At 66.8% G+C, this 20,398-nt stretch carries 27 protein-coding genes and 2 pseudogenes; 17 read left to right on the top strand and 12 right to left on the bottom strand.

The features are described from left to right. Window positions 1-15 precede the first annotated feature (15 nt). On the bottom strand, window positions 16-609 hold the full coding sequence (locus ACTWP6_RS15050; protein ID WP_260757305.1) for an RNA polymerase sigma factor: 594 nt from the start codon (window positions 607-609) through the stop codon (window positions 16-18). A 263-nt stretch (window positions 610-872) separates the two neighbouring features. Between ACTWP6_RS15050 and rplN the strand changes: the two genes are divergently transcribed. The 14 genes from rplN to ACTWP6_RS14980 all read left to right on the top strand — a co-directional run bounded on the left by rplN (window position 873) and on the right by ACTWP6_RS14980 (window position 8,039). Further along, on the top strand, window positions 873-1,241 hold the full coding sequence (rplN, locus tag ACTWP6_RS15045) for a 50S ribosomal protein L14 (protein ID WP_014814254.1): 369 nt from the start codon (window positions 873-875) through the stop codon (window positions 1,239-1,241). Beyond that, window positions 1,242-1,559: a 50S ribosomal protein L24 gene (rplX, locus tag ACTWP6_RS15040; protein WP_260757307.1), complete on the top strand. Its 318-nt coding sequence runs from the start codon at window positions 1,242-1,244 to the stop codon at window positions 1,557-1,559. It abuts the gene before it with no gap. Beyond that, on the top strand, window positions 1,559-2,149 hold the full coding sequence (gene rplE, locus ACTWP6_RS15035) for a 50S ribosomal protein L5 (RefSeq protein WP_260757308.1): 591 nt from the start codon (window positions 1,559-1,561) through the stop codon (window positions 2,147-2,149). Before rplX ends, rplE begins: the two co-directional genes overlap by 1 nt. A 4-nt stretch (window positions 2,150-2,153) precedes the next feature. Beyond that, window positions 2,154-2,339 carry a type Z 30S ribosomal protein S14 gene (locus ACTWP6_RS15030; protein WP_260757310.1) on the top strand — a complete coding sequence of 62 codons (186 nt, stop codon included), beginning with the start codon at window positions 2,154-2,156 and terminating at the stop codon, window positions 2,337-2,339. Window positions 2,340-2,413: 74 nt separating this feature from the next. Continuing rightward, window positions 2,414-2,812 (top strand): 30S ribosomal protein S8, encoded by a 399-nt coding sequence (gene rpsH, locus ACTWP6_RS15025; RefSeq protein ID WP_067961986.1) that lies wholly within the window; start codon window positions 2,414-2,416, stop codon window positions 2,810-2,812. Window positions 2,813-2,827: 15 nt separating this feature from the next. After that, entirely contained in the window at window positions 2,828-3,367 is a 540-nt protein-coding gene (gene rplF / locus ACTWP6_RS15020; protein WP_260757311.1) for a 50S ribosomal protein L6, read from the top strand. Between the two features lie 3 nt (window positions 3,368-3,370). Next, window positions 3,371-3,784, top strand: coding sequence for a 50S ribosomal protein L18 (gene rplR / locus ACTWP6_RS15015; protein ID WP_260757312.1), 414 nt, complete (start codon window positions 3,371-3,373; stop codon window positions 3,782-3,784). Between the two features lie 34 nt (window positions 3,785-3,818). Further along, window positions 3,819-4,493 carry a 30S ribosomal protein S5 gene (gene rpsE / locus ACTWP6_RS15010; protein WP_260757314.1) on the top strand — a complete coding sequence of 225 codons (675 nt, stop codon included), beginning with the start codon at window positions 3,819-3,821 and terminating at the stop codon, window positions 4,491-4,493. Window positions 4,494-4,496: 3 nt separating this feature from the next. Then, window positions 4,497-4,676, top strand: coding sequence for a 50S ribosomal protein L30 (rpmD, locus tag ACTWP6_RS15005; protein ID WP_003929541.1), 180 nt, complete (start codon window positions 4,497-4,499; stop codon window positions 4,674-4,676). A gap of 5 nt (window positions 4,677-4,681) precedes the next feature. Continuing rightward, window positions 4,682-5,125: a 50S ribosomal protein L15 gene (gene rplO / locus ACTWP6_RS15000; RefSeq protein ID WP_260757315.1), complete on the top strand. Its 444-nt coding sequence runs from the start codon at window positions 4,682-4,684 to the stop codon at window positions 5,123-5,125. Window positions 5,126-5,234: 109 nt separating this feature from the next. Further along, window positions 5,235-5,582 (top strand): DUF732 domain-containing protein, encoded by a 348-nt coding sequence (locus tag ACTWP6_RS14995; RefSeq protein ID WP_260757316.1) that lies wholly within the window; start codon window positions 5,235-5,237, stop codon window positions 5,580-5,582. 30 nt (window positions 5,583-5,612) lie between these two features. Then, window positions 5,613-7,388: a signal peptide peptidase SppA gene (gene sppA, locus ACTWP6_RS14990; protein WP_443188098.1), complete on the top strand. Its 1,776-nt coding sequence runs from the start codon at window positions 5,613-5,615 to the stop codon at window positions 7,386-7,388. A 42-nt stretch (window positions 7,389-7,430) separates the two neighbouring features. Then, window positions 7,431-7,658, top strand: coding sequence for a type II toxin-antitoxin system Phd/YefM family antitoxin (locus tag ACTWP6_RS14985; protein WP_260757318.1), 228 nt, complete (start codon window positions 7,431-7,433; stop codon window positions 7,656-7,658). 198 nt (window positions 7,659-7,856) lie between these two features. Beyond that, window positions 7,857-8,039: a PIN domain-containing protein gene (locus tag ACTWP6_RS14980; protein WP_396885171.1), complete on the top strand. Its 183-nt coding sequence runs from the start codon at window positions 7,857-7,859 to the stop codon at window positions 8,037-8,039. Between the two features lie 34 nt (window positions 8,040-8,073). Here the strand turns inward: ACTWP6_RS14980 and ACTWP6_RS14975 are convergent, their stop codons facing one another. Next, on the bottom strand, window positions 8,074-8,304 hold the full coding sequence (locus tag ACTWP6_RS14975) for an alpha/beta fold hydrolase (protein ID WP_260757319.1): 231 nt from the start codon (window positions 8,302-8,304) through the stop codon (window positions 8,074-8,076). After that, window positions 8,297-8,752 carry an alpha/beta hydrolase gene (locus ACTWP6_RS14970; RefSeq protein ID WP_260757320.1) on the bottom strand — a complete coding sequence of 152 codons (456 nt, stop codon included), beginning with the start codon at window positions 8,750-8,752 and terminating at the stop codon, window positions 8,297-8,299. The genes ACTWP6_RS14975 and ACTWP6_RS14970 overlap by 8 nt, the downstream gene beginning before the upstream one ends. A gap of 127 nt (window positions 8,753-8,879) precedes the next feature. On the opposite strand from ACTWP6_RS14970, the gene ACTWP6_RS14965 reads away from it, so the two are divergent. Beyond that, on the top strand, window positions 8,880-10,115 hold the full coding sequence (locus tag ACTWP6_RS14965) for a DUF222 domain-containing protein (protein WP_443188097.1): 1,236 nt from the start codon (window positions 8,880-8,882) through the stop codon (window positions 10,113-10,115). Between the two features lie 80 nt (window positions 10,116-10,195). Here the strand turns inward: ACTWP6_RS14965 and ACTWP6_RS14960 are convergent, their stop codons facing one another. Genes ACTWP6_RS14960 through ACTWP6_RS14940 form a run of 5 tightly spaced genes read right to left on the bottom strand, consistent with a single transcriptional unit; the run spans window position 10,196 to window position 15,401 of the window. Continuing rightward, window positions 10,196-11,179, bottom strand: a complete 984-nt coding sequence (locus tag ACTWP6_RS14960; RefSeq protein WP_260757324.1) for a Gfo/Idh/MocA family oxidoreductase — start codon at window positions 11,177-11,179, stop codon at window positions 10,196-10,198. Continuing rightward, the gene (locus tag ACTWP6_RS14955) at window positions 11,176-12,207 is read right to left on the bottom strand and encodes a Gfo/Idh/MocA family protein (protein WP_260757325.1); all 1,032 of its coding nucleotides are present in this window, start codon (window positions 12,205-12,207) and stop codon (window positions 11,176-11,178) included. The genes ACTWP6_RS14960 and ACTWP6_RS14955 overlap by 4 nt, the downstream gene beginning before the upstream one ends. A 5-nt stretch (window positions 12,208-12,212) precedes the next feature. Continuing rightward, the gene (locus ACTWP6_RS14950; protein WP_443188096.1) at window positions 12,213-13,220 is read right to left on the bottom strand and encodes a substrate-binding domain-containing protein; all 1,008 of its coding nucleotides are present in this window, start codon (window positions 13,218-13,220) and stop codon (window positions 12,213-12,215) included. A 37-nt stretch (window positions 13,221-13,257) separates the two neighbouring features. Then, complete coding sequence (locus ACTWP6_RS14945) at window positions 13,258-14,208, bottom strand: sugar phosphate isomerase/epimerase family protein (RefSeq protein ID WP_260757326.1); 951 nt, start codon at window positions 14,206-14,208, stop codon at window positions 13,258-13,260. A gap of 35 nt (window positions 14,209-14,243) precedes the next feature. Further along, window positions 14,244-15,401: a Gfo/Idh/MocA family protein gene (locus tag ACTWP6_RS14940; RefSeq protein WP_260757327.1), complete on the bottom strand. Its 1,158-nt coding sequence runs from the start codon at window positions 15,399-15,401 to the stop codon at window positions 14,244-14,246. A 201-nt stretch (window positions 15,402-15,602) separates the two neighbouring features. On the opposite strand from ACTWP6_RS14940, the pseudogene ACTWP6_RS14935 reads away from it, so the two are divergent. Together ACTWP6_RS14935 and ACTWP6_RS14930 are read left to right on the top strand one after the other, a co-directional pair. Beyond that, window positions 15,603-15,782, top strand: a pseudogene (locus ACTWP6_RS14935) (LacI family DNA-binding transcriptional regulator); the annotation flags it as partial. Window positions 15,783-15,842: 60 nt separating this feature from the next. Next, window positions 15,843-16,646: a substrate-binding domain-containing protein gene (locus tag ACTWP6_RS14930; RefSeq protein ID WP_443188125.1), complete on the top strand. Its 804-nt coding sequence runs from the start codon at window positions 15,843-15,845 to the stop codon at window positions 16,644-16,646. Window positions 16,647-16,668: 22 nt separating this feature from the next. On the opposite strand, the gene ACTWP6_RS14925 is transcribed toward ACTWP6_RS14930, so the two are convergent. The 4 genes and pseudogenes from ACTWP6_RS14925 to ACTWP6_RS14910 form a co-directional block, all read right to left on the bottom strand. After that, window positions 16,669-17,586 carry a class I SAM-dependent methyltransferase gene (locus ACTWP6_RS14925; RefSeq protein WP_260757329.1) on the bottom strand — a complete coding sequence of 306 codons (918 nt, stop codon included), beginning with the start codon at window positions 17,584-17,586 and terminating at the stop codon, window positions 16,669-16,671. A gap of 5 nt (window positions 17,587-17,591) precedes the next feature. After that, window positions 17,592-18,503 (bottom strand): class I SAM-dependent methyltransferase, encoded by a 912-nt coding sequence (locus ACTWP6_RS14920; protein WP_260757330.1) that lies wholly within the window; start codon window positions 18,501-18,503, stop codon window positions 17,592-17,594. A gap of 101 nt (window positions 18,504-18,604) precedes the next feature. Beyond that, window positions 18,605-19,366, bottom strand: a pseudogene (locus tag ACTWP6_RS14915) (class I SAM-dependent methyltransferase); the annotation flags it as partial. Window positions 19,367-19,378: 12 nt separating this feature from the next. Further along, on the bottom strand, window positions 19,379-20,305 hold the full coding sequence (locus ACTWP6_RS14910) for an SAM-dependent methyltransferase (RefSeq protein WP_443188095.1): 927 nt from the start codon (window positions 20,303-20,305) through the stop codon (window positions 19,379-19,381). Between the last annotated feature and the right edge of the window lie 93 nt (window positions 20,306-20,398).

Below are 20,398 nucleotides of genomic sequence, written 5' to 3'. Positions count from 1 at the left end.
TCGCGCGCGCAAGTCTCAGGACAGCGCGGCCACGCACATCGGCTTGCGATGCGTGGTGGTACGCCGGCCGAGTCGGCGGCGCAGCTGCGCCCGGCTCCGGTGCATCCTCGACATCACCGTTCCCTCGGGCACCCCCATCAGCTCGGCGACCTCGCGGCACGACATGCCCTCGACCGCGGTGTAGTAGAGGGTCAGCCGCATCGGTTCCGACAGCTCGGCCATGGCCGCGACCAGGCCGGGTTCGGCGACGTCACGCAGCGCGAGCTGCTCGGCGGAGGTGCTCTGTCCGGCGTCGTCGTCGAACTCCCCGGTCAACGCCTCGGCGGGCCGGCACTGGGCGGCCCGGTACTTCGCGATCCAGGTGTTGCGCAGGATGCACAGCAGCCAGGCCTTCAGGTAGGGGTCCGGTCCCAGCGTGTGGAACGCGCGATAGGCCTTGAGCAGGGTCTCCTGCACCAGGTCCTCGGCGTCGGCGGTGTTGCCGGTGTAGGCGTGCGCACGCCGGTGCAGCATCGGGACCAGAGTCAGCACCCCGCGCTCGAACTCGGTACCGGACGGGTGCTGCAGTCGTTGTGCCGCTTCGGATCTGGCGGTCGGTGTGGTCGTCACGACAATGATGCTGCGCCGGACCGGCGGGCGTTGCTTGAAGGCTGTGTGGAGAATACGTGGAGAGTTCGTGCCGGTCACCGTGTCGGTCCGTTCCGCGGGGATTTGGAGCATTCCCCGAGCTCACCTAGTATGTAACGGTTGCCTAGGGCAGACCTCGGTTGTCTCCGTGCGGAGAGAGCCCCGCGTGCTCTTGGGGAACAAAGACCGCGCACGTCAGGGTCGGTAATCCTGCGTGCACACAGTAACCAGGTCGAGGAGATCTAGTGATTCAGCAAGAATCGCGGCTCAAGGTCGCCGACAACACGGGCGCCAAGGAGATCTTGTGCATCCGCGTGCTCGGCGGCTCGTCGCGGCGCTATGCCGGCATCGGTGATGTCATCGTGGCGACCGTCAAGGACGCCATCCCCGGTGGCAACGTCAAGCGCGGCGACGTCGTCAAAGCGGTCGTGGTGCGCACGGTCAAGGAGCGCCGCCGCGCCGACGGCAGCTACATCAAGTTCGACGAGAACGCCGCCGTCATCATCAAGAACGACAACGACCCCCGCGGCACCCGCATCTTCGGGCCGGTCGGTCGCGAACTGCGCGAGAAGCGCTTCATGAAGATCGTCTCGCTCGCCCCGGAGGTGTTGTAGATGAAGGTCCGTAAGGGCGACACCGTGCTCGTCATCTCGGGCAAGGACAAGGGCGCCAAGGGCAAGGTCCTGGTGGCCTACCCCGACCGCAACAAGGTTCTGGTCGAGGGCGTGAACCGGATCAAGAAGCACACCCCCGAGTCGCGCACCGAGCGTGGCGCGTCCTCGGGCGGCATCGTCACGCAGGAGGCGCCGATCTCGGTGTCCAATGTGATGCTGCTCGATTCCGACGGCAAGCCGACGCGCGTCGGGTTCCGCAAGGACGACGAGACCGGCAAAAAGGTCCGCATCGCCAAGTCCAACGGCAAGGACATCTGATGACCACCACTGAAAAGACACATTCGACGGAGTCGAATCAACGGCCGCAGCCGCGCCTGAAGCAGCGCTACCGCGAAGAGATCCGCGACGCCCTGCAGAAGGAATTCGGCTACGCCAACGTGATGCAGATCCCGGGCGTCACCAAGGTCGTCGTCAACATGGGCGTCGGTGACGCCGCCCGCGACGCCAAGCTGATCAACGGTGCGGTCAACGACCTCACGCTGATCACCGGTCAGAAGCCGGAGATCCGCCGGGCCCGCAAGTCCATCGCCCAGTTCAAGCTGCGCGAGGGCATGCCGATCGGTGCGCGCGTCACGCTGCGCGGCGACCGGATGTGGGAGTTCCTGGACCGCCTGATCTCGATCTCGCTGCCGCGTATCCGCGACTTCCGCGGCCTCTCGCCCAAGCAGTTCGACGGCACCGGCAACTACACCTTCGGGCTCAACGAGCAGTCGGTGTTCCACGAGATCGACGTGGACAGCATCGACCGCCCGCGTGGCATGGACATCACCGTCGTCACCTCGGCGACGAACGACGACGAGGGGCGTGCGCTGCTGCGGGCGCTCGGCTTCCCGTTCAAGGAGAACTGAGCACATGGCAAAGAAGGCTCTGGTCATCAAGGCCAACAAGAAGCCCAAGTTCAAGGTGCGGGCCTACACCCGCTGCAACCGTTGCGGTCGTCCGCACTCGGTGTTCCGCAAGTTCGGCCTCTGCCGCATCTGCCTGCGCGAGATGGCGCACGCGGGTGAGCTGCCCGGCGTGCAGAAGTCCAGCTGGTAAGCCAGCCAACCACTACAAGACAGTTGCGGTAGGCCCCGACCGGGAACCGCCGCGAGAAAGGTGAACCGGCTGTCATGACCATGACGGATCCGATCGCAGACTTCTTGACGCGTCTGCGCAACGCCAATTCGGCGTATCACGACGAAGTGACCCTGCCGCACAGCAAGATCAAGGCGAACATCGCCGAGATCCTGAAGTCCGAGGGCTACATCAGTGACTACCGCACCGAGGACGCCCGGGTGGGCAAGTCCCTGGTGGTGCAACTGAAGTACGGCCCGAGCCGCGAACGCAGCATCGCGGGCCTGCGCCGGGTGTCCAAGCCGGGTCTGCGGGTGTACGCGAAGTCCACCAACCTGCCGCGCGTGCTCGGCGGGCTCGGTGTGGCGATCATTTCCACGTCGTCCGGTCTGAGGACCGACCGCCAGGCCGCCCGCGAGGGCGTCGGCGGCGAAGTCCTCGCCTACGTGTGGTGAGGGAGGGCTAGATACATGTCTCGCATTGGAAAGCAGCCGGTCCCGGTTCCCACCGGGGTCGATGTGACGATCGACGGACAGAATGTGTCCGTCAAGGGCCCCAAGGGCACGCTGACCCTCGACGTCGCCGAGCCGATCGCGGTCTCCCGTGACGAGGGCGGCGCGATCGTGGTCACCCGCCCCAACGACGAGCGGCGCAACCGTTCGTTGCACGGCCTGTCCCGCACGCTGATCGCCAACCTGGTGACCGGTGTGACGCAGGGCTACACCACCAGGATGGAGATCTTCGGCGTCGGCTACCGCGTGGTGGCCAAGGGCAGCGACCTCGAGTTCGCCCTGGGCTACAGCCACCCGGTGCTGATCACCGCTCCCGAGGGCGTCACCTTCACGGTGGAGACGCCGACGAAGTTCTCGATCTCCGGTATCGACAAGCAGAAGGTCGGCCAGATCGCGGCGAACATCCGCCGCCTGCGTAAGAGCGATCCCTACAAGGGCAAGGGGATCCGCTACGAGGGCGAGCAGATCCGTCGCAAGGTCGGAAAGACGGGTAAGTAGTAGATGGCTACCAACACCAAAGCCAAAGAGGCCGCCGGCCACACGCCGGTCGGCAAGAGCATCTCCGAGACGCGGCGCACGTCGCGGCTGCGCCGGCATGCGCGTCTACGCAAGAAGGTCTCCGGCACCGCCGAGCGTCCGCGCCTGGTGGTCAACCGGTCCTCGCGGCACATCCACGTGCAGCTGGTCGACGATCTTGCGGGCGTCACGCTGGCCGCGGCGTCCTCGATCGAGGCCGACGTGCGGGCAACCGAGGGCGACAAGAAGGCCGCCAGCACCCGGGTCGGTCAGCTGATCGCCGAGCGTGCCAAGGCCGCGGGCATCGACGAGGTCGTGTTCGACCGTGGTGGGTACACCTACGGCGGACGGATCGCGGCTCTGGCCGACGCCGCGCGCGAGGGCGGGTTGAAGTTCTGATGTCCCGACTGACCATTAACGGAAGGAATGCATGATGGCCGAGCAGGCTGTAGGAGCCGGCGGGCCGTCGAGCGACGGCCGCGACGGTGGCAGGGGCGACCGCGGCGGACGTGGACGCCGTGACGATCGTGGCGGCCGCGGCGGCCGTGACGACCGCGAGAAGAGCAACTACCTGGAGCGCGTGGTCACGATCAACCGCGTCTCCAAGGTGGTCAAGGGCGGTCGCCGGTTCAGCTTCACCGCGCTGGTGATCGTCGGCGACGGCAAGGGCATGGTCGGTGTCGGCTACGGCAAGGCCAAAGAGGTCCCCGCCGCGATCGCCAAGGGTGTCGAAGAGGCGCGCAAGAACTTCTTCCGGGTTCCGCTGATCGGCGGCACCGTGACCCACCCGGTCCAGGGTGAGGCCGCGGCCGGTGTGGTCATGCTGCGTCCGGCCAGCCCCGGTACCGGTGTCATCGCCGGTGGCGCGTGCCGCGCGGTGCTGGAATGCGCCGGTGTGCACGACGTGCTGGCCAAGTCGTTGGGCAGCGACAACGCGATCAACGTGGTGCATGCCACCGTTGCCGCGCTCAAGCTGCTGCAGCGTCCCGAAGAGGTCGCGGCGCGCCGTGGCCTGCCCATTGAGGATGTAGCGCCCGCTGGCATGCTCAAGGCCCGCCGTGAGGCCGAGGCCCTGGCTGCCACCGCCGCGCGTGAGGGAACGGCGTAAATCATGGCAGAGCTCAAGATCACCCAGGTGCGCAGCACCATCGGTGCGCGCTGGAAGCAGCGGGAGTCCCTGCGGACGCTCGGGCTGCGCAAGATCCGCCAGTCCGTGGTCCGTGAGGACAACGCCCAGACGCGTGGACTCATCAAGACCGTGCACCACCTGGTGACGGTCGAGGAGGTTTAGAACCCATGGCTCCGATCAAGCTTCACGATCTGCGCCCGGCCCCGGGCGAGAAGAAGGCCAAGACCCGCGTCGGTCGCGGTGAAGGCTCCAAGGGTAAGACCGCCGGCCGCGGCACCAAGGGCACCAAGGCCCGCAAGAACGTCCCGGTGACGTTCGAGGGCGGCCAGATGCCGATCCACATGCGGCTGCCCAAGCTCAAGGGCTTCCGCAACCGCTTCCGCACCGAGTACGCCCCGGTCAACGTCGGCGACATCAACAAAGCGTTCCCCGAAGGGGGCACCGTCGGTGTCGACGAGCTGGTGGCCAAGGGCCTGGTTCGCAAGAACGTGCTGGTCAAGGTGCTCGGCGACGGCAAGCTGACCGTCAAGGTCGACGTGACCGCGCACAAGTTCAGCGCTCACGCCCGCGAGGCGATCACCGCCGCCGGCGGCACCGTCACCGAGCTGTAATTTCGGCTGTCCGACAAAAACCCCTGCTTCGGCAGGGGTTTTTGCTGTAACGGCACGGTTGGCGATCACGAACTACACTTCGCCCGGGGATACAGCCAAGGAGCACGCCATGATTCGCCACCGTCGGACCCTCGCCGCCGCGATGGTCGCCGCCGGCCTCGCCATGTTCTCCGGTGTCGCGACCGCGCACGCCGAGACCCAAGACGAGAAGTTCACCAATGCGGTGAACACGATGGGGATTCCGCTGGGCGCCGACGATGACGCGCCGACCGTCGGCAAGCGGATCTGCGAGATGCTCACCACCGGGCTGACCGGCAACCCGAACCCGGTGCCGGTGGTGCGAGGGGTGGTCAACACGCTGGCGGGCAACGGCCTCGAACGCGAGCAGGCCGTCGGCCTGACCAGGCTCTCGGTGGCCGTCTACTGTCCGCAGTACAGCCGGTACTTGGGGCGCTGACCGCCCGTTCGGCGTCGGTACGCTCGAACCATGTTCTCTCTGCTGTCCGGGGTGCCCGGGTTCGACGACGTCCGTGATTTCGCCCGTAAGCTCGACACCGCCCGCCACCAAGGCGTGCCCGACGGATGCGTCCTCGAGCTGGACCTGCAGACCGCACCGCCGGAATCGGCCGGCTTCGACCCGATGGCCTTGATCAACGGCGCCGGGAGACCGCTGCTGCTACGCGAGGCGGTGGCCGCGATCCACCGTGCCGCCGACGATCCCCGCGTCGCCGGTCTGATAGCCCGCGTCCAGATCGACGCCGCCCCACCGGGACCCGTGCAGGAACTGCGCGAGGCGATCGTCGCGTTCACCGCCAAGAAGCCGTCGCTGGCGTGGGCCGAGACCTACCCTGGCACGCTGTCCTACTATCTGGCCTCGGCGTTCGGCGAGGTGTGGATGCAGCCGTCGGGCACCGTGGGCCTGGTCGGATTCGCCACCAGCGCGCTGTTCCTGCGGGACGCGCTCGACAAGCTCGGCGTGGAAGCGCAGTTCGTCGCCCGCGGCGAATACAAGTCGGCGGCAAACCTTTTCACCCAGGACCGCTACACCGACGCGCACCGCGAGGCCGACACCGCGCTGGTGGACGGGCTGCGCGCACAGGTGTGGGATGCGGTGAGCGCTTCACGCAAGGTGGATCGTGCTGCCCTGGACACGCTGGCCGACCGCGCGCCGCTGCTGCGCGACGATGCCGTGGCCGCCGGCCTCGTGGACCGCATCGGCTTCCGCGACGAGGCCTACGGCCGCATCGCGGAGTTGGTCGGCGCCGAGGGTGTCTCCGCGGAGTCCGGCGATCCCGACGGCGACGACGCCCCGCCCCGGCTGTACCTGGCGCGCTACGCGCGCGCCAAGAAGCCGGCCGTGCCGGCGATCAAGAGCCATCCCAAGGTCGCGGTCGTCACCGTCGCCGGGCCGATCGTCAGCGGCCGCGGCGGACGGCAGATGTCCCCGATGGGCAGCTCCAGTTCCGGCGGCGACACCATCGCGGCGGCGCTGCGGCAGGCCGCCGCCGACGACGACGTCGCCGCGATCGTGCTGCGTGTCGACAGCCCGGGCGGCTCGGTCACCGGTTCGGAGACGATCTGGCGCGAGGTGGTGCGCACCCGCGAGCGCGGCAAGCCGGTGGTCGCGTCGATGGGCGCCGTCGCGGCGTCGGGCGGCTACTACGTGTCGATGGCCGCCGACGCCATCGTGGCCAACCCCGGCACCATCACCGGATCGATCGGCGTGGTGACGGGCAAGTTCGTCGCGCGCGAACTCAAGGACCGTCTCGGTGTCGGGTCGGACACGGTGCGTACCAACGCCAACGCCGACGCCTGGTCGATCAACGCGCCGTTCACCGACGAGCAGCAGGCCCACGTCGAGGCCGAAGCCGACCTGTTCTACACCGACTTCGTCGCGCGGGTCGCCGACGGCCGCGGCATGAGCGTCGAAGACGTCGAGCGGGTCGCCCGGGGTCGGGTGTGGACCGGAGCCGACGCACTACAGCGGGGTCTGGTCGACGAGCTCGGCGGGCTGCGCACCGCGATCCGGCGCGCCAAGGCGCTGGCCGGCCTTGACGTGGACGCCAAGGTGCAGATCGAGAACCTGCCCGGCTCGTCGCTGCGGGACGTGCTGCGGCCCAAGCCTTCTTCGCAACCCGCCGCAGCATCGCTGCCGGATCTCCTGGGGGCCATGGCGATTCGCTCGGTGCTGGGTGTGGTCGATCAGACGCAACGTTCACTCACCGGTGTCAACGTGCTGTGGCTGGGGGAGACGCGGTACTAGGGGGTCCGATTCGTCATCATGGACTTAGTCCAAAATGGCAGGATGGAAGTCGGCGTGCACGAGGCCAAGACGAACCTGTCCAGATTGCTGCGCAGGGTCGAGGCCGGGGAGGAAATCACCATCATCCGCGGTGGTGAGCCTGTCGCGGTGATGGTGCCGAGCTGGGCGCGCAGGCGCCGTGAGTTCCGCATCGATGCAGGCTCGTTCACGGTGCCCGACAACTTCTACGCGCCGCAGCCAGAGGACGAACTACGGGCGTTTGAAGGATGAGGCTGCTGCTGGACACGCATGTCTGGCTAGGGCTGCAGACGGAGCCGACCCGAATTCGGCACGATGTGCTGGCGATGTTCGAAGACATGAGCAACGAATTGTTGTCGCATCTCGGCGAGCTGGTGGAAAATACCGGTCAAGTACGGGCTCGGCAAACTGGCGTTGCCCGCGCCTTCGGCGGAGTGCGTCCCCGACCGTATGCGTCGTTCTGGTGTTGTCGCCCTTCCGATCCGGCACAGCCATGCGCTACAGGTGGCGGAACTGCCGCCACGTCACCGTGATCCGTTTGATCGGATGCTGATCGCACAGGCGCAGTTGGAGAACCTCGCAATCGTCACACCTTCGGCCCCTACTCCGTATCTCTGCTCTCACTGTGACTGAGGTGTTCGACCAGGCGCTCCAGCAGTTGGGCGGGCTAATCCTCAGGTAGGAGGTGGCCGGCGTCCCTGATCCACGTCAGGCTGCGGGTGGGGATGCGCTGTGCGATCCAATCACCGTGAGGCGCAGGAAGAATGCGGTCGTCCCGGCCCCATAACAGCGTCACCGGGGTGTCGACGGTGCCCAGCAGCTTTTCGTAGTCGGCGGTGTCGCCCTGGCTGAGTTGCCGGTACTGCCGGTAGAAGGCCGCCTGGCCGTCGTCACCCAACCACGGGGCCAGGTATGTCGCAAGGACGCCGGGGCGGTACCCGGCGTGGGTGCCGTTGCGCAGGTGCGCGGTGACGAGTGCTTCGTGGGTGGGTGTAGGCCGGAAGTTGTTCGAACACCTCGTGGTGCTGCCGGATGAGCCCGAACAAGCCGTGTTCCCAAGTGCCACCGCCGGTGACGGCGTCGAACTGAAAGACGTCTGAATACGCGCTGTTTTCGAGCAGTAGTGCGCGCAGTACGGTCGCGCCACCGATGTCGCAGGCCACCAGGCTGTGACGGTCCAAGCCCCACTGCCGTAGCAGTTCGGCGAAGTTGCGTCCCTGCTGCGCCGCGAGCGTGAGGTCCTGGCGTTCGTGCTTCTCCGATTGCCCGTTACCGGGGTAATCGAAGACGTAGACGCGGCGTCCGAGTCGGGCGAGTGCGGGCGCGATATCGCGCGGGGCCGTCACCGAACGAGTCCCAGCCGACCACCCCCTCGGGGAGGTCTGTTGCTTGCGTCAAAGTCCATGTCGTTGGCGTCGGATCCACCTTCGCCAGTGTGCCGGAATTGTCGTACCCCTCTGCCAGGATGGCGTTATGTCCTCGACCGCAGCACCTTTCACTCTTGAAGTGGGTCCGAAAGAGCGTCTCGAGGAATTGTTCGCGGAGGTGGCGGAGCTGACGGGTCAGCGCAACGCGATCGACGGCCGGCTGGTGGAGATCATCGCCGAGATCGACCGAGAGGGGCTGGCGGGGATGACCGGTGTCCGGTCGATGGAGGCGTTGGTGGCCTGGAAATTGGGCACCTCACCGCGCAACGCAGAAACCGTCGTCGCGATCGCCCGCCGCGTTGATCAGTTTCCCCGCTGCACCGAAGGAATGCGCGAGGGCAGGTTGTCGCTGGACCAGGTCGGGGTCATCGCTGAGCGGGCCGCCGACGGCTCGGACGCGCACTACGCACAGTTCGCCGAATCGGCGACGGTCACCCAGTTGCGTACCGCGGTGAAGCTCGAACCGCGGCCCCCCGATCCGAAGCCCGAGCCGAAACCCACCATCACCAGGACTGAGGGCGGCGAGTACACCACGTATCGGATCCGGCTGTCGCGGGTGGAGGCGGCGAAGTTCGATGCCGCGCTGGCCTCGCACCGGGGTGCGCAGATCGCCGAATGGAAACGCGACCACGCCGACGGTGCCTCGGATCAGGTGCCCCCGATGCCGACCTCCGTCGACGGGTTCATGGGACTGGTGGAGGCCGGTTGGGATGCCGACGTGGCGCGACGCCCGCACGGACAGCACACCACCGTCGTGGTTCACGTTGACGTCGAACGGCGCGTGGGCTCCTTGCATCTAGGGCCGCTGCTGACTGAAGATGAGCGTCAATACCTGACCTGTGATACGTCCTGCGAGGTGTGGTTCGAACGTGCCGGCCAACCGATCGGGGCGGGTCGGACGACCCGCACCATCAGCCGTCGGTTGCGCCTGGCGCTGGAGCTCCGCGACCATTGCTGCGTGGTTCCCGGATGCGGAGCCACCCGCGGTCTTCATGCCCACCACATCGTGCACTGGGAGGACGGCGGCCCCACCGAATTGTGGAATCTGGTGCTGGTCTGTCCGTTTCACCACCGGCTGCACCACCGCGGCGGCATCACGATCACGGGAACGGCCGGCCAGCTGACAGTCACCGACAGCGACGGTGGCCCGCTACCACCAGGGTCGCTGGCACGTCCACCGACCACGTCGCCCCCTGCCGTCGCGCCCTGTAAAGGCCCGACCGGCGAACACGCACAATGGAAGTGGTACGAACCTTTCCAGCCGCCAGAAGTCGACCCGTAGGACCACTTCGGTCGGGCCCGGACTGGGGTCCGGGATCTCTTCGACGCCCTCGTGACCAGTGCCGTCGAGGATGATTGCCCTCACGAGACTGCCACGGGGGCGCCGCCGTTGTTCATGGATTCGATGACGGCGTCGGCCACGAGCGCGGCCTGCAGTCCGTCTTCGGCGGTCGCCAATGTCGACGGCCGGCCTTTCTCGATCGAGTCGATCCACTCCTGCAACTCGATGCGGTAGGCGTCGGCATAACGGGAAAGCCAGTTTTCCGGATACCCGATACCTCGTGTGCTCTGGGAATCCCGCACCACGTGGGCGGGCAAGGTCAGTGCTGCGGTGCCGTCCTCCCCGACGACCTCACACCGGGTGTCGTAACCGTACCCGGCGTTGAGAAATACCTCCACGGTGATCAGAACGTCGGAAGCGGTGCGCAGCAACATGATCTGCGGGTCCTGGCGCATCCCTGATCTGCTCGAGGTCCTACCGCAATGCCAGGTGACCGACGTGACGGGCGAACCGAGAAGCCACGGCATCACGTCGAGTTCGTGGATGGCGGCGTTGGTGACCGTGGATGCCGAGTCTCCGCCGGGGTAGGCCTCGACGGTCCGGCTGACGCAGTGCGACACGAGGATCGGGCCGAGTTCCCCGGAATCGACGACCGCCTTCAACTCTGTGTAGGCGGGATCGAACCGTCGCATGAAACCCAAGCCGATGAGCGAACCGCGCGCGGCCCTCTCGGCTTCGACCACGATGCTCGCCTCGGAAGCCGTCGGTGCCAAAGGCTTTTCGCACAGTACGGGCTTGCCGGCCTTCACCGCGGCGAGCGCGAGGTCGGCGTGGGTCGAATCGTGCGAGGCGATGACCACCGCGTCGACATCGTCGCTGTCGATCAGCGCGAAGCCGTTCTCGCGGACCGTCGCACCGCGCATCTGTGCGGCGATCCGCGCGGCGGCGTCGGCATTGACGTCGGCAACCGCGGTGACCGCCGCGCCCGCCACACAGCCGTTCAGTTTGCGGGCGTGGTCGGCGCCCATGACGCCGACTCCGATGACACCGACGCGGACGGTCACTGTTCTTCTCCTGGGTAGATTATTCCGAGGTCGTGGCGGATGCGGTCCATCATGTCGAGGGTGTCGAGGACTGCCGAGGGTGGATGGATGATCGAAGCTGTTCCTCCGCCGCCGATGATTCGCGCCGCCTCGGTAGCGGAGAAGTGCAGCCCGCCGATGTGTCCGGCACGGGGCTCCTCGTACGTCATCGGCGCGGCATCGCGCAGCTGGATGGTAAACGGCCCGGGCTGGTAATAGGGGCCGGGTATCGACAGGTAGCCGAGCTCGCCGGCGATGGTTGCGTCGCGCGGGGTGTCGGCCATGATGGTGGTGTTGATCGCCGACTGGTGACCCCCGGCATGGCCCAGGACGGCCGAGAACTGGCCATTGATGTGATCATTCGCCTGCTGCCCGATGGCGCGGACCACCTCGGGCGCGCCCAGTACCCAGTGCGCGAAGGAGACGGGATAGATCCCCATATCCAGCATCGGGCCTCCGAGCAGTTGCGGATCGTAAATGCGGTGGTCTGGCCTGAAGAACTCGCCATTGTCCACAACGACCGTGCGCAGTTCGCCCAGGACCCCGCCATCGAGGATCTGGCGGATGACGTCGAACTTCGGCAGGAATTTCGACCACATCGCCTCGCCGGCGAACAAGCCCGCCTGCTGAGCCACCAGAAAGACTTCGCGCGCCTCAGAAGCGTTGATGCCCATCGGCTTTTCTACCAAGACGTGCTTCCCGGCCGCCAATGCGGCGAGGGCGCAGGAGTGATGCTCGATGTGCGGGGTGCTGATGTACACGATGTCGATATCGGGGTCCGACAGCATGAGCTCGTAGCTGGTGTAGGACTTGTCGATGCCCCATTGGGCAGCGAACCGCTCTGCGCGCGAGGCTGATCGGGACGACACCGCGACGACGTGTTGGCCTGTGTGGGTCGTAACCGCTTCGACGAAGCGTTGGCCGATCCACCCCGGTCCCACGACGGCCCAGCGGAGCTTCGGTGCGGTCGTGGGATCCGGGGTTCGTGGTGCCGGTAGGGCTGTTGGCATAAGGCTCAGCGGGTTCCTTGTTTGGCAAGGTCAGCGATCACATCGATGTTGCTGTCGTCGACGAAAGCAGGGCCTGTCAGCACCGCCTGCCCGCCGCCGATGGTGTTGCGGTTGTTGAGCAGCAGCCAGAGACTGTCGACAGCCAGATACCCCTGCAGGAAGGGCTGCTGGTCGACCGTCCACGCCACGTCACCCGCTTTGATGGCGTCCACCAACTGGGCGTCGGTATCAAACGTCGTCACGGTCGCGTCGCTACCGGCGGGCTCCTTCGCCTGCACCGCGGCCATCGCGATGCCTGAGTAGAGGGTCTGGATGTGATCGATCGAGGGGTCCTCTTGAAGCTTGGCGGTGATGGTCGCTTGGACGGACGGCATGTCGTTGCCGTTGACGTACAGGTTCTCGACGGCGCCGCCCTGCAGGCCCCGCTTGACACCTTCACAGCGTGCCTCCAGCGACACGTTGCCCTGTTCGTGGACGACGCAGAGAGTCCGTTGGGCGCCTTCGGCTCGGAGTCGTTCACCCGCCTGTGTGCCCGCGACGATCTCGTCCTGCCCGAAGAAGGCCGAGATGCCCATCTGTTTCCAGTTGTCGAAGCCGGAGTTCAGCGCGACGACGGGAATGCCTGCGTCGATAGCCTTTTGGATCGCGGGGGCCATCGCATCGGGTTTGGCTAGGGTGACGGCGATACCGTCGACCCGGCTGTCGATGGCGGCCTGGACGAAGTTCGCCTGGGCCGGAGCCTCGGGATCTGTCGACAATCGCAGTTCGATGTTGTCCTTGGCTGCCGCGGTTTCGGCGCCCTTGCGGATCAGGTCGGCGAACGGAACGCCGGGACCCCAATGTGCGATCATCGCCACCACCTTGTGCGGGGTGTCAGCGGTACCGGCCGTCATCCCGCTGCCGTTCGACGCGGGCTTGCCTCCGGTGCTGGAGCACGCAGTCATCGACGCGGTGAGCGTCAGCGCTGCGACTGAGAGAACCACCGTGCGGCGGCCGATAGAGAGCAGTTTCATCTCGTTCTTCCTTTCCGGCGCGACTTCGTTGTCGGCGTCATTGCTCGGCCGGTAACAGGCCGATGCTGGTGAAGTACTCCCGCGTGCGGGTGGCAATTGCTTTGGCGTTCCCCGGCTTTGCGGGATACATGTCCTGCTCGATGATCAGGCGCAGGTCGCGGTTCAATGCAGCGAGGTCGTCGAGGAGCGGCTTCATGTCGGGTGCACCCAACGGCGGTTCGACCATGGCGCCGCGCTGTACTGCCTCGTAGAAACCGACCTTGTCCGCACGGGCTTTGGCGGCGACGGCGGGATTTACCTGCTTGAGGTGGATGTAGCTGATCCGGTCGGGATGGCGACGAACGATCTCGCGGTTGTCGCCGGCGCAGTACTCGACGTGTCCGGTGTCCAGGCACAGCGCAACGGCATCGGGGTCGGTGTCGTCGAGGAACGTGTCGATGAACTGCTGGGTCTCGACATGCGTGTCGACGTGCGGGTGAAATGCGAGCTGAATGCCATACTGCTCCTTGATCATCCGGCCGAGTTTGTTCTGCCCGCCGACCAGGTCACCCCACTGCTCGGCCGTGAGTTCGGCGGGCTGGTTCAGCTCACCGGTCTGCAGGTCGGTGAACATCTCGGGCAGCACCACGAGGTGTTCGACGTCCATCGCCGCGAGTAGTTCGCAGACCTCGAACGCGTCGCGTCGCGATGACTCGAACGCGTCTGCCCCTCGATGAGTTGCGGCGCCGACCGTGCCTGCGGTGAGCGACAGGCCGCGCTTGCCGAGTTCGTCCTTCAGGTGTTCGGGATTTGTGGGCAGGTATCCGAACGGCCCGAGTTCGATCGTCCGGAACCCGGCTTCGACGACCTCGTCGAGGAACACCGACCAGTGCGGCTGCTGCGGATCATCGGGAAACCAGATACCCCACGAGTCGGGGGCGGTGCCCAGTTGCAGGCGTGCGTAGTCAGGGTTGGCAGTCGCGGGGGCGGCGATTTCTGAGGTGGTCATCGAATGTCCTCGTTTTGGTGTGTGTTCGAAAGCGATCAGGCGTTGACGGGCTGGGCGACCGCGACGGGAGAGCCGCTGCCGGCTGCCGCGATGGCGGCGTCCACCACACGCATGACATGCAGTGCGGAGGCGAAGCTGGTGTCCATCGGCTGGTCGGCGAGGATGCAGCGAACGAAATGCTGGATCTCGGCGACGAATGCCTCGGCATACCCGGTGCCCACACCGCCACCGGGCATCGCGGCGACGTCGGAGAAGTAGGGGTGCGCAGGTCCGGCGAACACGCGACGCGGCCCGGACAGCGCGCCTGCGCCGTCGTCGATGTGGAGATGGAACTCGCCGGCGGAGATTGAGTCGAAACGGGCGTGGCCCGCTGAGCCGTGGACCTGAATGCCCAGTGAGTTCGGGATACCCGTGGCGATGCGGTTGATGTGGATCTGCCCTACGGCCCCGTTCTCGAGTGCGACGGTGAGCAGCGCGATGTCGTCGGTGTCGACGACGCCGAAGTCGGAGGTGCCCGGGATCGGCCGCCGTGTGATGGCGGTCTGCATCGTCGACGAGATCACCCGGCGAACCGGCGCTATGACGTACTGCACGGTGTCGATGGCGTGGGTGCCGATGTCGATGAGGGCGCCCGCGCCCGCGGTGTCCTTGGCGTAGCGCCAGCCGAAGGGCGCCTCGGGCGAGGAGCCGTAGTCGGCGTTGTACCACGCGGTGAAGCTGTGCACGTCGCCGATTGCGCCGTCGGCGACCGCGCCCTGGACGGCCGCCAGGCCCGGCAACCGGCGGAACGAGAACCCGACACCCGTCACCGCGGATGACTGGTCGGCCGCCGCCGCCAGCGGCGCCGCTTCGGTGGCGCTGCGCCCGATGGGCTTCTCGGTGAGGACGTGCTTGCCAGACGCCAGGATCGCGGGCAACACGTCGGCGTGAACGCTGTTGGGCAGTGCCACGCTCACGGCGTCGATGGTCGAGTCGGCGAGCGCGGACTGCAGGTCCGCCGAGGCGGTGCGGTAGCCGTAGCGGTCGGCAGTTTTCTGGGCGAGGCCCACGTTGGGGTCGACGACGACGGCCAGGTCGACGTCGACGTGGTCGAGGCCGGCAGCCATCGACACGTTGCGCCATCCGAAGGCGTGGGCCTGTCCTGCGGCGCCCGCACCGACGAGGGCGACGCGCAAAATGCGTCGTGCAGTCATCTGATTCGCTTTCTCTAGTTTGGAGCGTTCCAAAGCCTGAATGTAGTGCACGTCACACAACTGTGTCAACATCTCGAACGCCTCTGAACTGGCCAATTATTGGATTGGTGGCGTGTCAACTCGACGCGGGGCTCTCAAGCATAGGTAGGCTGCGGTACTCTCTAGCTTAGAACGCTCCATACTGTGAACTGGGACATCGATATGACGAAGCAGGACGGCGCCGCGGTCAACGGTGGGAGTCAACGAGGTCGTCCGACGATCTTCGACGTCGCCGAGCGTGCCGGGGTCTCCAAATCACTGGTGTCGTTGGTGCTCCGCAACGGCGACAACGTCACGGCCGCGAAGCGCGCCGCAGTGCTCGCGGCCGTCGAAGAGCTCGGGTACAAGCCCAACCGCGCCGCGCGGTCGTTGGTCTCGCAGCGGACATTCACGGTGGGAGCCGTGGTCAGCGATCTGCACAACACGTGGTACATCGATCTGCTGGCATCCGTCAGGGCCGAGCTCACCGCCAATGGGCTGAACTTGTTCCTTGCCGAGGATCAGCAGATCGAAACCGACGCATCGGTTCTCGACGCATTTGTCGATGCCGGCGTGGACGGGCTGCTGTGTCTGGGCACGCTGCCCGCGACTGACCAACTTCTGCGGACCGCGCAATCGCTCCCTACGGTCGTCGCATCGGGTCGGGAACCCGATCTGCCGACGGTCGACGTCGTCACCGGCGACGACTTCGAAGGCGCGGTAAAGGCCGTGGCACATCTGGTTGAGCGGGGCCATCGACGGATCGCGCACCTCGGCGGTACGGGCCGGGCTGCCGAACTGCGCATTCAGGGCTATCGAGATGCTATGCAGCGCAACGGTATCGGCGATGAAATCCGGGTGGAGATCAGTGATCGCAGCGAAGACGGCGACCGCCGAGCGGCGCGCGCTCTGCTTGCGCCGACGGGGCGCCCGACGGCAATCTTCGCCAACAACGACTACGCGGCTGTCATCGCGATGTCAGAGGCACGAGAGATCGGGCTCGCGGTTCCCGACGACCTGAGCGTCGTCGGCTACGACAACAGTTACCTGGCGCAACTCGGATACATCGGGTTGACCACGGTCGACAACAACTACACCGAAATGGGCAGATTGGCGGTCTCGCGGCTCATCCGGCGGATCGAGACCCCGACCGCCCCACGCACCGTCACTCTGTTGGACCCGGCCATGGCATCGCGCACGACTGTGGCTGAGCCGCGCGACATTTGAGAAGGCAGCCAGGCGGCGACAGTTACTGAGCCAAAGTCGCGCTGACGTAGACGATCTCGCCGAGTGGGTCAGTGTCCTCGGCGCCCGCCGGCACGGTTCGGCCGTAGCGCTCGAACAGCTCGAGGCGAGGAGCGCCGGTGACGGTCCAGCCCTTACCGCTCAGATATTCCATGACGTGGCTGCGGGCACCGGCGTACACCAGCGACGGCATGTCGAGATCGAGACCGTAGTCGCGCAACGGTTCGGAGAGCGCGCTCGCCTTGGCCGCGTCGAAATCGATGATGCCGGGCGCGTATTCGGTGGTGATCGTGCTACCCGGCGCGGACAGCGCGGTGATCCGGTCGAACAACGCGTCCTGGGCTTCGGGCGGTAGGTAGATGAGCAGCCCCTCGGCCAGCCACGCGGTGGGCTGTGACGAGTCGAACCCGGCTTCCCGCAACGCCGCGGGCCAGTCCTCGCGAAGGTCGATCGCCACGGGCCGATGGATCGCCGTCGGCGCAGCGCCGAGACCGTTCAATGTCTGAGTCTTGAACGCGATCACCTTCGGCTGGTCGAGCTCGTAGACGACGGTGCCCGCCGGCCACGCCAGTCGGTAGGCGCGGGCATCCAGCCCGGAGGCCAGGATCACGACCTGCGCGACACCGGCGGCTGTCGCCGCCACGCAACAGTCGTCGAAGAACTTGGTGCGCACCGCCATTCCGTCGATCATCGCCTGCGCACGCTCTGCCGAACTGTCGGGGAACTGCGACAGGTCGATCTCACCGTCGAGCAGCTTCGTGAAGAACTCGATGCCGACGGCCCGAACCAGAGGTTCGGCGAACGGGTCGTTGATCAGCGGGTCGGGATCGGCACTGGCCGCCGCCCGGCCGGTCGCGACCAGCGTCGCCGTCGCTCCCACGCTGGAGGCCAGATCCCAGGAATCGTCTGCGGTGCGCGCCATGGGTTCTATCCCAACGTCGCTGTGAGGTAACCGGAATCGCCGACCATCGCGCGCAGCGCGTCGTCGACGGGCTCAAAACCGTTCTGGACGTAGGCCTGCGAGCTCGTCAGTACCTCCGTCTGCCAACCCTGCGCGCGCAGGTGGTCGCCGGCGCTCGCGCGGGGTCCGTTGTAGAACAGCTCCTCGAGGTTGATGTCGCTGCCGTGCCTGCGGGCGCGCGCGGTCATCGCCTTGGCCCAGTCGCCGGTCATCGCCTTGATGTCCATGTGCTCAGTGGCCAGCCGGCTGCCGGGCGCGCTGAGATCCGAGATGTTGTCCAGCAGCCGGTCCTGCGCCTCGGGCGGCAGGTAGATGAGCAGCCCCTCGGCGATCCACGCCGTCGGAGTCGACCGGTCGAAACCCGTCTCGTGCAACGCTTTCGGCCAATCCTCGCGAAGATCGATCCCGACGGTCCTACGGTCGGTGGTGGGCGCTGCGCCGGCATCGTCGAGGACCCGGGTCTTGAACTCGATGACGGACGGCTGGTCGATCTCGTAGACGACGGTGCCCGCGGGCCAGGCCAGCCGGTAGGCCCTGGTGTCGAGCCCCGAGGCCAGGATGACGGCCTGGCGGATACCGGCGGCGCCCGCGTCGGTGAAGAAGTCGTCGAAGAAGCGGGTGCGCACCGCGATGTGGCTCTTCATCTGGTCGGCGCCGAACAGCGGATCATCGTCGGCGCCGACCGTGAAGTCGATCTCGCCCGTGGCGACCTTGACGAAGTGCGGGATGCCGACGGCCTCGACGAGGAGCTCGGCATACGGGTCGTGGATCAGCGGGTCGGGAGCTCGGCTCGCGAACGCCCGGGACGCGGCCACCGACGTTGCGGTGGCGCCGACGCTCGAGGTCAGATCCCAGGTGTCCCCATCAGTGCGTGTCATGAGAGTTCCTTTCGGGGAGGTCTGCGGTAAGCGCTATCGAATCACGCAGCGCGGCAAGGCGTTCGGGGGCGTGGAACTTGCGGCCGTACTTCGCGAAAACGTCGGGCCGCGGTGTGGAACAGGCTCGCCACGTCGAGATCCAGACCTTGGTCCTGAAACTGATCGCGCAGGCCCCAGCCGCGTTCGCCGATGCTCGCCCCGGCATCGGGGTGGTACTCGGTGGCCAGCCTGCTACCCGGCGCGCTCAGGTGGGTGATCTCGTCGAACAGCCGGTCCTGCGCATCCGGCGGCAGATAGACGCGCAGCCCCTCGGCGATCCACGCGGTCGGCACGTCCGCGTCGAAGCCGGCCTCGCGCAACGCGGCCGGCCAGTCGTCGCGCAGGTCGACCGCAACGGTGTGCAGTTGTGCAGCAGGCTGGGCGCCCAGTGCCGCCAGCGTCGCCGTCTTGAACTCGATGACGGCGGGCTGGTCGATCTCGAACACGGTGGTGCCCGTCGGCCAATCCAGCCGGTAGGCGCGGGAGTCCAGCCCCGACGCCAGGATGACGGCCTGCGTGATCTGTTGCGGCCCGGCTCCACACGCGTCGGCGAAGAAGTCGTCGAAGAACCGCGTCCGGACTGCCATCACGTCCGTCATTAACGAGGCTCCCCCGGAGTCGTCACCGGAGGCGTAGTCGATCTCTCCGGCGACGACCTTGGTGAAGAACTCGATCCCGACCGCGCGCACCAATGGTGCTGCATACGGGTCGTCAATCAGCGGCGCGGGTTCGCGGCTGGCGATGGCGCGCGCAGCGGCGACCATCGTCGCCGTCGCCCCGACGCTCGACGTAAGATCCCAGGAGTCGCCCTCGGTGCGTGCCATCTGCGGTCCCCTCTACTTGCTCGCGTTGACGTACCGCACGTCGCCGAAGCGCTCGTCGGGGCTCAACGACGTCAGGCCGTACCGGGTCAGCAGGTCGTTGGTGGGTGTCGCGTCCACGGTCCAGCCGCGGTCGCGCAGGTACTCGTCGACCTCCGCGCGATCCCCGGTGAACACGAGGTCGGAGAAGTCGATGTCGAACCCGTGGGCCCGCCAGCGGTCGGTGGACTCCTTCATCTGCTCGCGCAGCTCGTCGTCGTCGACGTCCTGATGAGTGGGCACGGCCTCGACCGCCAGCCGGCTGCCCGCCGGGCTCAGCTCGGTGATCGTGTCCAGCAGCCGGTCCTGCGCTTCCGGCGGCAGGTAGCCCAGCAGCCCCTCGGCGATCCACGCCGTCGGCGCGCTCGCATCGAAGCCGGCCTCGGCCAGCGCCGCGGGCCAGTCGTTGCGCAGATCGATGGCGACCGTCTTCAACGTCGTCGACGGGGCGGCGCCGAGGTCGGCCAGCGTCCGGGCCTTGAACTCCAGCACCTCGGGCTGGTCGATCTCGAACAGCGTCATGTCCTCGGGCCACGTCAGCCGGTAGGCGCGGGCGTCCAGGCCGGAGGCCAGGATGACGCCCTGCCGGACACCGGCGGCGATCGCGGCGGCGAAGAAGTCGTCGAAGAACCGGGTGCGGGCGGCCATGCCGTCGGCGAACCGGCTCATCCCGACGGGGGACTCGCCGCCGTCACGGGCGTCCAGTTCGGCCGTCGTCAGCTCACCGGTGGCCAGACGGGTGAAGAAGTCGACCCCGACCGCGCGCACCAGCGGTTCGGCGAATGGATCGTCGATCACGGGCTGCTCGGCACGGGTGGCCACCGCGCGTGCGGCGGCGACCATCGTCGCGGTCGCACCCACGCTCGAGGCGAGGTCCCAGGTGTCGTTGTCGGTACGTGGCATGCGCGGAAATCCTGTTCCTATTAATTAGCCAGGTTAATAACTGCCTTCGAATGTACGCCGATTCCGGGGCCGCCGGATTCGGGGCAACCAACC

The organism is Mycobacterium sp. 4D054, assembly GCF_052245755.1.
Taxonomy (GTDB): Bacteria; Actinomycetota; Actinomycetes; order Mycobacteriales; family Mycobacteriaceae; genus Mycobacterium.
This window is presented reverse-complemented; position numbering and strand designations above follow the sequence as displayed.

Excerpts from the sequence above, each read along its gene's own strand:
- rplX (WP_260757307.1), top strand. The coding sequence starts at position 1,242 with ATGAAGGTCCGTAAGGGCGACACCGTGCTCGTCATCTCGGGCAAGGAC.
- rplE (WP_260757308.1), top strand. The coding sequence starts at position 1,559 with ATGACCACCACTGAAAAGACACATTCGACGGAGTCGAATCAACGGCCG.
- ACTWP6_RS15030 (WP_260757310.1), top strand. The coding sequence starts at position 2,154 with ATGGCAAAGAAGGCTCTGGTCATCAAGGCCAACAAGAAGCCCAAGTTC.
- rpsH (WP_067961986.1), top strand. The coding sequence starts at position 2,414 with ATGACCATGACGGATCCGATCGCAGACTTCTTGACGCGTCTGCGCAAC.
- rplF (WP_260757311.1), top strand. The coding sequence starts at position 2,828 with ATGTCTCGCATTGGAAAGCAGCCGGTCCCGGTTCCCACCGGGGTCGAT.
- rplR (WP_260757312.1), top strand. The coding sequence starts at position 3,371 with ATGGCTACCAACACCAAAGCCAAAGAGGCCGCCGGCCACACGCCGGTC.
- rpsE (WP_260757314.1), top strand. The coding sequence starts at position 3,819 with ATGGCCGAGCAGGCTGTAGGAGCCGGCGGGCCGTCGAGCGACGGCCGC.
- rpmD (WP_003929541.1), top strand. The coding sequence starts at position 4,497 with ATGGCAGAGCTCAAGATCACCCAGGTGCGCAGCACCATCGGTGCGCGC.
- rplO (WP_260757315.1), top strand. The coding sequence starts at position 4,682 with ATGGCTCCGATCAAGCTTCACGATCTGCGCCCGGCCCCGGGCGAGAAG.
- ACTWP6_RS14995 (WP_260757316.1), top strand. The coding sequence starts at position 5,235 with ATGATTCGCCACCGTCGGACCCTCGCCGCCGCGATGGTCGCCGCCGGC.
- sppA (WP_443188098.1), top strand. The coding sequence starts at position 5,613 with ATGTTCTCTCTGCTGTCCGGGGTGCCCGGGTTCGACGACGTCCGTGAT.
- ACTWP6_RS14985 (WP_260757318.1), top strand. The coding sequence starts at position 7,431 with ATGGAAGTCGGCGTGCACGAGGCCAAGACGAACCTGTCCAGATTGCTG.
- ACTWP6_RS14980 (WP_396885171.1), top strand. The coding sequence starts at position 7,857 with ATGCGTCGTTCTGGTGTTGTCGCCCTTCCGATCCGGCACAGCCATGCG.
- ACTWP6_RS14965 (WP_443188097.1), top strand. The coding sequence starts at position 8,880 with ATGTCCTCGACCGCAGCACCTTTCACTCTTGAAGTGGGTCCGAAAGAG.
- ACTWP6_RS14955 (WP_260757325.1), bottom strand. The coding sequence starts at position 12,207 with ATGCCAACAGCCCTACCGGCACCACGAACCCCGGATCCCACGACCGCA.
- ACTWP6_RS14950 (WP_443188096.1), bottom strand. The coding sequence starts at position 13,220 with ATGAAACTGCTCTCTATCGGCCGCCGCACGGTGGTTCTCTCAGTCGCA.
- ACTWP6_RS14945 (WP_260757326.1), bottom strand. The coding sequence starts at position 14,208 with ATGACCACCTCAGAAATCGCCGCCCCCGCGACTGCCAACCCTGACTAC.
- ACTWP6_RS14940 (WP_260757327.1), bottom strand. The coding sequence starts at position 15,401 with ATGACTGCACGACGCATTTTGCGCGTCGCCCTCGTCGGTGCGGGCGCC.
- ACTWP6_RS14925 (WP_260757329.1), bottom strand. The coding sequence starts at position 17,586 with ATGGCGCGCACCGCAGACGATTCCTGGGATCTGGCCTCCAGCGTGGGA.
- ACTWP6_RS14920 (WP_260757330.1), bottom strand. The coding sequence starts at position 18,503 with ATGACACGCACTGATGGGGACACCTGGGATCTGACCTCGAGCGTCGGC.
- ACTWP6_RS14910 (WP_443188095.1), bottom strand. The coding sequence starts at position 20,305 with ATGCCACGTACCGACAACGACACCTGGGACCTCGCCTCGAGCGTGGGT.